Genomic DNA, 11,772 nt, shown 5'->3' on the forward strand with positions numbered 1-11,772 from the left:
GAGAAAATCACGACTTTGTGAATCCATGAGTTTCTTTAGCGACTCTTTGGGATCGCGCTGCAACGCTTGTTGAAAAGGCCAAATTTTGCGGCAAAAAGCGAAATGATTCGAAATAGTACAAAAGTTTTTGTGTGGTCTAGGGAGGATAGCGATGGGTGATTTTTGGCTGCCGCCGTCCCATCGCGATCGCTATCAGCAATGGCAAGACTTGTTGACTGCCTGCCGGACGATTGTCCAAGGGCCTGAGAGGGATGGGCCAGCTCTCCGGGCGCAGCTGTTGCAGGTGCAGCAGTTTTTCCAAGAGCAGGTGGGGCCGCTGGATCTGGCGGAGCTGGACGGGGCGATCGCCCCTCGGGTGCAGGCGGTGCGCACGGAGATGCAAAAGGAGCTGCGACTGCTGGCGATGGATGGGATGTTTCTCCAGGCGGCGCGCCAGAGTGCGACTCAGCAGCAGCGCCAAAAGCAACTGGGCGATCGCCTGGAGAAGCTGGCGGGCTACTGCCAGGTGCTAGTGGAGGCCGAGCGACCCGCGTCCTAGGGCGTTTTTGCGGTGCTCTGCCGTATGCTGATCAATGACAGAAGATGTGAGATCCGGCAATCCTGCGGAGCCAGCGTCAGATCACGGGAAAATAACCCTAGCGCGATCGGCCTTGGCCCAAGGCGATCGCCCATACACTGCCCAAGTGCAGCAATATTGCTTTCGTTGTGAGGGAGGTTGGACCTGTGCTGTGCCCGAAGGATCGCAAAACGGAACTGGTCGATGAAGTCTTGTCCCAAGATTTGCCGGTCCACGGGTGCCCGGACTGCAAGGGGACGTGGATTCCGTCGGAGAACTACTCTTCGTGGCAGTTTCGCCAGCAGGCGCGGCCCATCTCTCCTGAGACCCTCTCGCCCCGTCTGGACGTGGACTTTGTGCAGTCGCCCTACGACATGAAGGCGGCGCTGTGTCCCGAGTGTCGCCACTACCTGGCCCGCGCCCGGGTGGGAGTCAAGACGCCTTTTTATGTTGAGCGCTGCCCCAACTGCGGCGGGATTTGGTGCGATCGCGGCGAGTGGGGCGTGCTAGAGCAGCTAGGGCTGCACGCCACCATTGAGCAGCTTTTCTCCAGCGACTGGCAGGCCCGAGTGCGCGAAAATGAGCTGTTTGAAAAAGAGCAGCAGGCCACCATTGACAAGCTGGGACCGGAGCTGGCTGCCCAAATTTTTGCGTTGGCTGAGGCCCTCGAAGGTCATCCCTACGGCGATTTTGGCGTGGCTTACCTGATGCGCCGCTTTGACAAGCCCCAGGCGGATGCGCTCACCCAGCGCGATCGCCCCCAAGGCTAGACCTGCCCACGACTGATTACCCACGGGACCTCGACGCGATCATGAGCGATGCACTGCTGACCCTAGAAAACGTGAAGGTTGCCTATCCCTACGGGGGGCGCGGCGGCATGGGCGACGAATGGGCGGTGAAGGGGGTGTCCCTGAGCCTGCGGCCGGGGGAGCGCCTGGGCTTGGTGGGCGAATCGGGCTGCGGCAAGTCGACCCTGGGGCGGGCGGTGATGCGTCTATTGCCGGACGGCAGCCGCGTCGAGGGGCAAATCCGCTTTGAAGGGCGATCGGTGCTGGACTTTGGGCCGACGGATTTGCGGCTCTTTCGGGGAGAGGCGGTGGCGCTGGTGTTTCAGGACCCAATGACGCGCCTCGATCCGCTGATGACCATCGGGGATCACTGCCTGGAGACGGTGCAGGCCCACCAGCCAAATCTCTCCCGCAAGGCCGCCAAGGAGCTGGCGATCGCCACCCTGGAGGCAGTCAAGATCCCCGCCGATCGCTGGTCCCAGTATCCCCACGAGTTCAGCGGCGGCATGCGCCAGCGGGTGGCGATCGCCCTGGCCCTGCTGCTCAACCCCAAGCTGATTGTGGCCGACGAGCCCACCACCAGTCTGGACGTCACCGTCTCGGCCCAGATCCTCCAGGAGCTGACGCGCCTGTGCGCCGATCGCCAAATGGCCCTGGTGCTGATTTCCCACGATCTGGCCATGATCGGCGAATACTGCGATCGCATCGCGGTGATGTACGGCGGCGAAATGGTCGAAATGGGGCCAACCGAGCAAATTATCCAGCAGCCCCAGCACCCCTACACGCGATCGCTCCTCGAAGCCGCGCTGCACCTCCAGGCGGTGGCCTCCCGCGTCCCGGCAGACTCTGCCCCGCCCCCGGATCAGGCCCCGCTGCTGCGCCTTTCCCAGCTTCAGCAGCACTACACCCTCGAAGCTACCTTCCTAGAGCGACTCTTCGCCAAATCCGACCGAGTGATCCGAGCGGTAGACGGCATTGACTTGGATCTCTATCCCGGCGAAACCCTGGGACTGGTGGGCGAATCGGGCTGCGGCAAATCCACCCTGTCGCGCACCGTGCTGCAACTCATCCGGCCCACCGCTGGCCGGGTCGAATTCCTCGGTCAGGATCTCACCACGCTGTCCCCGGCGGCCCTGCGCCAGCAGCGCCGCCAGATGCAGATGGTGTTCCAGGATCCCCACGCCTGCCTCAATCCCATGATGACCGTGGGCCAGAGCATCGCAGACCCCCTGCGCATCCACAAGCTGGCCAACCCAGCGGGAGCCAAGGCCCAGGCAGAGCAGATGCTCGAGCGCGTCGGCCTCACGCCCGCCGAAGACTTTTATAACCGCTATCCGTCGGAGCTGTCGGGCGGCCAGCAGCAGCGAGTGGCGATCGCCCGCGCGCTGATTACCCGGCCCCAGCTCCTGATTTGCGATGAGCCGGTCAGCATGCTGGACGCCACCGTCCAAACCCAGGTGCTCGACCTGATGCGAGAGCTCAAGGACGAGTTTCACCTCACCTACCTCTTCATCACCCACGATCTGTGGGTTGCGCGCTTCTTCTGCGATCGCATCGCCGTCATGCAGGCCGGCCAGATCGTCGAAATCGGCCCCACCGAGCAGCTCTTCACCCAGCCTCGCCACCCCTACACCCAGCAGCTGCTTCAGGCCGCGCCGCTGCTGGCCCGCCCCTAGGCCCCTACCCCTAATGTGATGGACTGGGACACCTTCCAGCTCGAAACGCCCCGCCTGGATCTGCGCCCGGTCACCCTAACCGATGCGTCGGAAATTTTTGCTGCCTTCACGCCCGACATCGCCCGCTACCTCTATCCCAAGGCGCCCGATCGCCTAGAGGAAACCCAGCACTTTATTCGTCAGGCCGTCCAGGGACGCCACCAAGGCTACGATCTGACCCTAGTGATTCGCCAAAAAAGCGATCAAAGTTTCCTCGGTATGACCGGCATTCACGATATTCATACGTCTCATCCTGAGCTGGGAATCTGGCTCAAAAGGTCTGCTCAAGGCTTGGGCGTTGGCCGCGAAACCATTCACGCTCTAAAAGACTGGATTGCCGAAAACTTAGACGCTGAATACATTGTTTATTCCGTTGATCGGCGCAATCTTCCTAGCCGAAAAATCGCGGAGAGCTTGGGCGGAGAAATTTACCGAGAATCTCAGGTAATGAACCTCAGTGGCCAAATCTTAGATTCTCTCGAATATCACATTCATCTGTAATTCTCAAAAAGATTGATCTAAAAAATGTAAGCAAAAGCATCATTCTCTGAATGATTGATTTAAAGAATTCTGAGCAATTCTCATGAGCTCAAACAAGGCGATTTTCTCTTTTGAAAAATGCTCAAGTTGTAATATTTCAGCTCATTAAAACTGTTTGAGAAATCGGCGAAAAAACAGACGTCTTAGGCTGTGATTGCCATGATGGAAGCATCGTTTTGGAGAAACGAAAATGACTCCAAAAACTGAAGATGCTGAATCTTCTTCCATCGGTGGCCTAAAGTCTCAGCTGGCCGATCTCAAGGCTGAGCGTGTCCAGCTTCAGCAAGCTGTGGATCACATGGAAACTGCGGAGTCCGAGAGCGGGACTCCCGATCTTCATACACTGCAAATAAAGCTCGCTCGCCTGGAAGATAAAAGTCGAGAAATCGAAAATCAAATTCAAAATCTAGAGAATATTGGTGAGCTGCAAGCCTATCGAATCTTCGAGGATGCTCGCAACAAGATGATGCAGTGGGTTGGGGTGGCGGTCGCGGTGCTAACGCTATTTGGATTGGCAGAGCTCAATAGCATCAAGCAAGAAATTCGAGATAAGGTTGCTTCCTTGGGGGCGGCGGAGCTCGTGGCCGGAGAAGTCAAGGCGCAGCTGCCGATGATTAGTCAGCAAGTGACAAATGACATTCTGCGCGATCGCGATCGTATTGTGACGGACATTGAGAAGCAAATCTCAGGGACGCTGCTGCCGCAGGTGCAGTCCAAGGCTGAACTGTCGATCGCCGATGAGCTCAAGCGCATAAGCGCAACGATTCGCCAACAGGCAGAAAGCCCGAGCGCCCCTGGAAATGCGGCCTTGGTGGCTTCAGCCATCGACTCGACCCTGAGCCGCGATCGCTATTTTGTGGTGGCGGGTTCTTCCAAGGAAAAGAGTGATGTGCAGGCAGAGCTTGAGCGAGTTCAGGCGCACATCGGCGATCGCGCTCTGCTACAGCAGCGCTATCCCGGGCTCCAGGTGTGCGGGCCCAAGCCTGACAATCAGTATTCTGCGCTGGTCATCGGCACCGACAAAACCTTAGCGGAGGCGCGATCGCTGGCCCAGCAGGCGATTCGGGACGGCTTCCAGACGGATACCTATCCCTTGCGCATGGACAAGGCGTTTTTTGCGTGTCCGCCAGCCCAAACCTAGCGTATGCGGGATCCCGAAAGTGGCCTCGAATCTCGGGCCTGCTTGTCGAAAGGTGCGCAGGCCCAAGGTTGCAAGCAGGCTAGCGCTTTTGCAGCAGCAGCACATGGTAGGCGCTCTCAAAGTGCTGCTGCTGAATTCGCAGACTGCTGGGGTCGCTGAGGCCCTGGGTGCGGTGCTGACGGATGGCTTCGAGGGCCGCCTGATTGCTCAAAAGCGCCAGGTCAGCGCCATTCCAGCCCTCGGTTTGGGCGGCCCAGTGGTCGAGGGCGACGCCGTCTAGGGGGCGATCGCAGTTGTGAACTTCCAGGATGGCTTGGCGGCTGGCGAGGTCGGGCAGGTCGACCATGATTTGCAGATCCAGGCGCCCCGCTCGCAAAAGCGCCGGATCAAGGGCGTCGGGCCGGTTTGTGGCTCCCACCAGCAGGACATTGGGGCAGCCGTGGAGCCCGTCGAGCTCGGTCAGCAGCTGTCCCACCACGCGATCGCTCACCCCCGAATCTCCCAAGTTGCTGCCTCGGGCGGGGGCGAGGGTATCGAGCTCATCGACGAAGACCACGCAGGGGGCGGCCTGTCTCGCTTTGGCAAAAAGTTCACGCACGGCCTGCTCGGCTTCACCAACCCAGCGGCTCAGCAGTTCGGGGCCATTGACGGCGATGAAGTTGGCGCGCGCTTGGGAGGCGATCGCCTTGGCTAGGAGGGTTTTGCCGGTCCCCGGCGGACCCCACAGCAGGATGCCGCGGGGCGCTTTGGCCCCCGCGCGGGCGTACAGGTCTGGATAGAGCAGCGCGCCTTCAACGGACTCTTGGAGCGTCTGTTTGACCTCCTCTAGGCCGCCGATTTCCGCCCAGGTGAGGTTCGGAGACTCAACGGCGACGGAGCGCAGGACAGAGGGCCGCACCTCCCGAATCGCCTGCAAAAAGTCTCCTTGCCCCAAGGTCATCACCTCTGGAATGGGAGCGCTCAGGGAGGGAACCTGGCGGCGCAGGGCGCTGTAGGCGGCTTTTTGGGTCAGGGCCTTGAGGTCAGCACCGACAAAACCGACGGCGAGGTCGGCGATCGCCCCCAGATCGACGCTTTCGTCGCAGGGCATCGCCCGTGTGAGGATGCGCAAAATGTCCAGGCGTCCGTCGCGATCGGGAATGGAAAAGTGAATTTCGCGATCGAAGCGTCCCGGTCGCCGCAGGGCCGGGTCCAGGTGATCGGGGCGATTGGTGGCCGCCAGCACGATCACGCCATCTTGGGCCGCGAAGCCGTCCATGAGCCCCAGCAGCTGCGCCACCAGGCGCTTTTCCACCTCCCCTTCCACCTTGCTGCGATCGGGCGCTAAGCTGTCAATCTCGTCAATGAAAACCAGGCAGGGCGCAGATTTGGCAGCTTTTTCAAAGAGGCTGCGCAGCCGTCCTTCGGCCTCGCCGTAGTATTTGCCCATGATCTCCGGCCCGACAATGGCGATGTAGCTCACCTCCAGACTGTGGGCCAGAGCGCGGGCCGTCAGGGTCTTGCCGGTGCCCGGCGGGCCGACCAGCAGGACGCCCCGCGTGGGCTCCAGTCCTAGGCGCTGCAGCAGGTCTGGCCGCTTGAGGGGAATTTCGACCAGCTCCCGCAGCTCTTGCAGGACGGGGCCGAGGCCGCCGATTTCGCTGAGGGAGCGATCGCCCGGTTCTGAGTCCTCGCCGGGGCTCGACGCGGCGGAGGCGTCCTTGGGCGGTGGGGTGACGATGACGTCTGGATCTGAAGACGTCGGTGCGGGCGGATTTTGGCGAATTCGGCTGGTCCCCATGCCGCTGGGAATGTTGCCCTGGCGGGGAATGCTGCTCAGCGGACGAGAATTGATTTGAATATCGGTTTTTAGTTCGCCTTTTTCAGCTTTTTCTTCTAGAAGTTTGGCAATTTCGAGGAGCTGCTCAAATCCTTTGAAAAGGTCACTCATGGGGTTCGCCTGGCGCTTGCGCTGCGTGAAGGGTGGGGCGATCGCACCGTCCCGGCTATGGTCTAGTGTTCCCTGGTGCCTCTAGGGGGCGATCGCCCCCAACAAAAAAGCTGTAGAGAGCGAGGCCCTCTACAGCCAACCTAAATTAGTTCAGCAGGTACTTAGGGAAAGAGACGGTTATTCAACCGCGGGCGACAGCAGTTCGCGCTTCTCGCCGGGCAGAACCTTCACCTGTCCTTCCTCATCCACATCCACGACGGCGGTGTCGCCTTCCTGAATGCGGCCCGAGAGGATTTCCTCTGCCAGAGAGTCCTCGAGCAGTCGCATGATAGCGCGACGCAGGGGACGGGCTCCGTAGCTCGGGTTGTAACCTTCTTCCACTAGGCGATCCTTGAAGCGCTCGGTGACTTCCAGAACGATGCCCTGCTCGCCGAGGCGACCAAAGACTTCGTGCAGCATGATGTCGGCGATTTCCTTGACCTCGTCCTTCTTGAGCTGGCGGAAGACGATGATCTCGTCAACCCGGTTGAGGAACTCAGGGCGGAAGTACTGCTTCAGCTCTTCGTTCACCAGCGATCGGATCCGGTTGTACTGGGAGTCGGCTTGGTCTTCTGCAAACTCGAAGCCGAGGCCGCCGCCGCCCTTCTCGATGACCTTCGAACCGATGTTGGAGGTCATGATCAGCAGCGTGTTCTTGAAGTCCACCGTGCGACCCTTGGCGTCGGTCAGGCGACCATCTTCCAGGATTTGCAGCAGCATGTTGAAGACGTCGGGGTGCGCCTTCTCGATCTCGTCGAACAGCACAACGGTGTAGGGCCGACGACGGACGGCTTCGGTGAGCTGACCGCCTTCGTTGTAGCCCACGTAGCCCGGAGGCGAACCGATGAGCTTGGAGACGGTGTGGCGCTCCATGTACTCCGACATGTCAAGGCGGATCATGGCATCTTCGGAGCCGAAGAAGTAGGACGCCAGAGCCTTGGTGAGCTCGGTCTTACCAACGCCGGTCGGACCCGAGAAGATGAAGCTGGCAATGGGGCGGTTGGGGTTTTTGAGGCCCACTCGAGCGCGGCGAATGGCGCGCGAGACCGCTTTGACGGCTTCGTCTTGGCCGATTAGGCGATTGTGGAGGGTGTCCTCCATGTGCAGCAGCTTCTCGGACTCGGACTCGGTGAGTTTGTTCACGGGGACGCCGGTCCAAGAGGCCACGATTTGGGCGATGTCCTCTTCGGTCACGAAGGGGCTGTCCTCGGTGGTGCCGCCTTCGTTCTTGCGGTTCTGGGCGATCGAGCGGATTTCAGCTTTGATTTCCATCTCGCGATCGCGCAGTTCGCCGGCCCGGTCAAAGTCCTGGGAGCGGACCGCTTCGTCCTTCTCCTTGAGGACTTGGCGCAGTTCGCGATCGAGCTCCTTGGCGGCCGGTGGCAGCTGGGAGTTGATCAGGCGAACCCGAGAGCCCGCCTCGTCGATCAAGTCGATCGCCTTGTCGGGCAGGTAGCGATCGGAGATGTAGCGATCAGACAGCTTGGCGGCTGCTTCTAGCGCTTCATCGCTGATCTTCAGCTTGTGGTGCTGCTCATAGCGATCGCGCAGGCCATGGAGAATCTCGATGGTCTCCTGCACCGAAGGCTCACCCACCATCACCGGCTGGAAGCGTCGCTCTAGAGCGGCGTCTCGCTCGATGTGCTTGCGGTACTCGTCGAGGGTCGTCGCGCCGATGCACTGCAGTTCACCCCGAGCCAGAGCTGGCTTGAGGATATTGGCCGCGTCGATCGCGCCCTCTGCGGCACCCGCGCCGATCAGGGTGTGCACCTCGTCGATGACCAGGATGACGTTTCCGGCCGAGCGGATCTCGTCCATGATCTTCTTGAGGCGCTCTTCAAACTCGCCTCGGTACTTGGTGCCTGCCACCAGCAGACCGATATCGAGGGTGACAACCCGCTTGTCTTCGAGGATGTCGGGCACGTCGGCGTTGGCGATGCGCTGGGCTAGCCCTTCGGCAATCGCCGTCTTACCGACCCCTGGCTCCCCGATCAAGACCGGGTTGTTCTTGGTGCGGCGACCCAAAATCTGGATCACCCGCTCAATTTCTTTTTGGCGGCCCACCACCGGATCGAGCTTGCCCTCCGCAGCCATCTGCGTCAGATTTGAGCCAAACTCATCCAGCGTTGGCGTCTTGGTCCGGCCTTGGGAGCCACCCGTCGAGACTTCGGCCGTCTCACCCAGCATCCGGATTACCTGAGTGCGCACCTTCGACAGGTCAACGCCCAGGTTTTCCAAAACGCGAGCTGCAACGCCCTCTCCTTCGCGGATCAGACCCAAGAGCAGGTGTTCAGTGCCGATGTAGTTGTGGCCAAGCTGGCGGGCCTCTTCGAGCGAGAGTTCCAAAACGCGCTTCGCTCGAGGCGTAAACGGGATCTCAACGGCAACGAAGCCAGAGCCCCGACCGATAATCTTTTCAACTTCAATGCGAGCATCCTTGAGGTTGACCCCCATGGATTTCAGCACTTTGGCGGCGACGCCGGTCCCTTCTCCAATCAGACCCAAGAGGATCTGTTCTGTACCCACAAAGTTGTGTCCCAGGCGGCGAGCTTCCTCCTGAGCCAACATGATCACTTTAATGGCTTTTTCTGTGAAGCGTTCAAACATGGCGTAATTCCCATCACCTGCTGCGTGCCGGTACGCTGATTCTAACACAGGGAAATTGACCCACCGGTTGCCGGTGGGACGCCAGAGAGGGGAGGATTGCCGCCCTTTGGATGGGCGGTCAGGGTGAGAAGGACAGCAACGAAAAGGCGATTACATCATGGGCCAGTCAAGGGCGATGACAAGTCGCTGACGCTTTGGGGCTTGGGAAAGGGCTCTGGTAGTCGCAGTTCCCATTGATGTTGGGTAAGGCGGTGACGCACGCTCTGGTCCCAGTTCGCTAAAATCTGAGAAAACTCGGGATGATGTAAACCACCCCGCCAGAGAATAAGCGCATCCTCACCCGTCGCTTGGTAGTAGCCGCGACGGCGGCCCGCTTCTTTGAAGCCAAATTTCTGATAAAGCGCGATGGCGGCCTGGTTGGAAACCCTCACCTCCAGCGTGGCTCGCTCCAGTCTGCGGTGCCAGGCTGATTTTAGCAGAGCATAGAGCATTCCTTGCCCTAAACCTTGTTCTTGATAGCTGGGGTTGACGGCCAGCAAGGTAATGTGGGCTTCTTCTAAGATAGCCCATAGGCAGCCGAGGGCCAGGACTGGCGGGCGATCGCTCCCCTGAACGGGCTCGGGCACCAAGACCCAAATATCGCTGTTGGGACTGTCAATTTCGCGCTGATAGCCGTCTGCATTCCACAGGCCCCCAAGACACTGTTGGTCTAGATCAAGCACCGCTGGCAGGAGGTCAGGGGTCAGCGATCGCAGCGCGATGAAATTCACAAGATGAAGGTTGGAAGGGCTGAGGTTGCACAGCCTCCAATTGTACACTGGGTAACGGGATGTCTGTGGGCCGTCAGACCCGTGCAGTCGCCATCGAAAACCGACGTCAACCCAAAGATGCTAGCTCGGGGCTCCGAGCCTAGTGGTTCTGACCCATGACCCCGCTCCTGCCTTGCACCCTCACCCAAATCTATAGATAAGGACACGATGGTTTCGACTCCCCCTGCCGTGGCAACTGCCACCGCTCGCCATTATTTGCCCGAGGTCGCGCCTACAGAGTTGGCGGGGCGATCGCCCAACCAGTTTCTGCTGCCGCTGACCGCCCGCGTCAACGATCAAGACAGCCTGGAGATCGGCGGCTGCGACGTGCCTGACCTAGTCAAAAAGTTTGGCTCTCCTCTTTATATTGTGGATGAGCACTCCCTGCGCACCGCTTGCCAGCAATATCGCGACGGCTTTGCCCGCCACTACCCCGGAGAGTCCCAGGTTCTCTACGCCTCCAAGGCCTGGAACTGCCTGGCGATCTGCGCCATTGTGGCCAGCGAAGGGCTGGGAGTGGACGTCGTCTCGGGCGGTGAGCTGCTGACTGCGCTCAAGGCAGGGGTGAGCTCGACCAAACTCTATCTCCACGGCAACAACAAATCCCTCGAAGAGCTGCGACTCGCGGCCGATGCAGGCTGCACCATCGTCGTAGACAACTGGCATGAGCTGCGGCTGCTCACGCAGTGGCTGGGAAATGAGGGCGCGCAATACGCACCGGCCCGGGTGATGCTGCGGCTGACGCCGGGCATCGAGTGCCACACCCACGAGTACATTCGCACAGGACACCTCGACAGCAAATTTGGCTTTGATCCAGACCAGCTGCCCGAGGTGTTTGCGTTTGTGAGCCAGCAGTCTTCCCTCAACTGCGTTGGCCTCCATGCCCACATCGGCTCTCAGATTTTTGAGCTGCAGCCCCACGAGGATTTGGGGAGCGTCATGGTGCAGTGGCTGGAGTTGGCTGCGACCTACGGCATCGAGGTAAAAGAGCTCAATATTGGCGGTGGTCTGGGGATCCGCTACACCGAGAGCGATGATCCCCCTAGCATCGAGGCGTGGGTGAAGGTCGTGGCTGATGCGGTGGCGAAGGCCTGCCAGCAAAGCCAGCGATCGCTTCCCAAGCTGCTGTGCGAACCCGGGCGATCGCTCATTGGCTCCACCTGCGTCACCGCCTACACCGTCGGCAGCCAAAAAGAAATTCCCGGCATTCGTACCTACCTTTCTGTCGATGGCGGTATGTCCGACAACCCCCGCCCCATCACCTATCAGTCGCTCTACCGCGCCCTGATCGCTAACCGCATGTCCGCCCCCCTGAGCGAAACGGTCACCGTCGCCGGTAAGCACTGCGAATCTGGCGATATCCTCATCAAGGCGGCCTCGCTACCGCCCGCAGAGGCTGGAGACATCCTCGTCGTCAATGCCACAGGTGCCTACAATTACAGCATGGCGTCGAACTACAACCGCGTGCCCCGGCCTGCCGCAGTCTTGGTCTGTGATGGCGAAGCAAATCTCATTGTGCAGCGAGAAACCTACGAAGATCTCCTCCGTCAAGACTGTCTACCCGATCGCTTGGTGCCGTAGATCGAGCCTGGTTGAGAGGTTGCCTAGAGCCATTACCGCTCTTCGCCTAGCTGCAATCTTCTCCAG

At 60.0% G+C, this 11,772-nt stretch carries 9 protein-coding genes; 6 read left to right on the forward strand and 3 right to left on the reverse strand.

Annotated features, from left to right (window positions below; all coding sequences use genetic code 11):
• The first annotated feature begins 151 nt into the window (after window positions 1-151).
• From patD to GEI7407_RS02605, 5 genes are all read left to right on the forward strand, one after another.
• On the forward strand, window positions 152-538 hold the full coding sequence (gene patD / locus GEI7407_RS02585) for a heterocyst frequency control protein PatD (RefSeq protein ID WP_015170566.1): 387 nt from the start codon (window positions 152-154) through the stop codon (window positions 536-538).
• Between the two features lie 185 nt (window positions 539-723).
• Window positions 724-1,326, forward strand: a complete 603-nt coding sequence (locus GEI7407_RS02590) for a zf-TFIIB domain-containing protein (protein WP_015170567.1) — start codon at window positions 724-726, stop codon at window positions 1,324-1,326.
• A 41-nt stretch (window positions 1,327-1,367) separates the two neighbouring features.
• The gene (locus tag GEI7407_RS02595) at window positions 1,368-3,020 is read left to right on the forward strand and encodes an ABC transporter ATP-binding protein (RefSeq protein WP_015170568.1); all 1,653 of its coding nucleotides are present in this window, start codon (window positions 1,368-1,370) and stop codon (window positions 3,018-3,020) included.
• 18 nt (window positions 3,021-3,038) lie between these two features.
• Window positions 3,039-3,560 (forward strand): GNAT family N-acetyltransferase, encoded by a 522-nt coding sequence (locus tag GEI7407_RS02600; RefSeq protein ID WP_015170569.1) that lies wholly within the window; start codon window positions 3,039-3,041, stop codon window positions 3,558-3,560.
• A 229-nt stretch (window positions 3,561-3,789) separates the two neighbouring features.
• Entirely contained in the window at window positions 3,790-4,740 is a 951-nt protein-coding gene (locus GEI7407_RS02605) for a hypothetical protein (RefSeq protein ID WP_015170570.1), read from the forward strand.
• A gap of 79 nt (window positions 4,741-4,819) precedes the next feature.
• On the opposite strand, the gene GEI7407_RS02610 is transcribed toward GEI7407_RS02605, so the two are convergent.
• The 3 genes from GEI7407_RS02610 to rimI form a co-directional block, all read right to left on the reverse strand.
• Window positions 4,820-6,670, reverse strand: a complete 1,851-nt coding sequence (locus GEI7407_RS02610; RefSeq protein WP_015170571.1) for an AAA family ATPase — start codon at window positions 6,668-6,670, stop codon at window positions 4,820-4,822.
• Between the two features lie 177 nt (window positions 6,671-6,847).
• Window positions 6,848-9,316: an ATP-dependent Clp protease ATP-binding subunit gene (locus GEI7407_RS02615; RefSeq protein WP_015170572.1), complete on the reverse strand. Its 2,469-nt coding sequence runs from the start codon at window positions 9,314-9,316 to the stop codon at window positions 6,848-6,850.
• A gap of 155 nt (window positions 9,317-9,471) precedes the next feature.
• On the reverse strand, window positions 9,472-10,086 hold the full coding sequence (gene rimI / locus GEI7407_RS02620) for a ribosomal protein S18-alanine N-acetyltransferase (RefSeq protein ID WP_015170573.1): 615 nt from the start codon (window positions 10,084-10,086) through the stop codon (window positions 9,472-9,474).
• Window positions 10,087-10,293: 207 nt separating this feature from the next.
• Here rimI and lysA point away from each other — a divergent pair, with 207 nt between their 5' ends.
• Window positions 10,294-11,706 (forward strand): diaminopimelate decarboxylase, encoded by a 1,413-nt coding sequence (lysA, locus tag GEI7407_RS02625; protein WP_015170574.1) that lies wholly within the window; start codon window positions 10,294-10,296, stop codon window positions 11,704-11,706.
• Window positions 11,707-11,772 lie beyond the last annotated feature (66 nt).

The sequence above is a fragment of the Geitlerinema sp. PCC 7407 genome (assembly GCF_000317045.1).
In the GTDB taxonomy this organism is placed as follows: domain Bacteria; phylum Cyanobacteriota; class Cyanobacteriia; order PCC-7407; family PCC-7407; genus PCC-7407.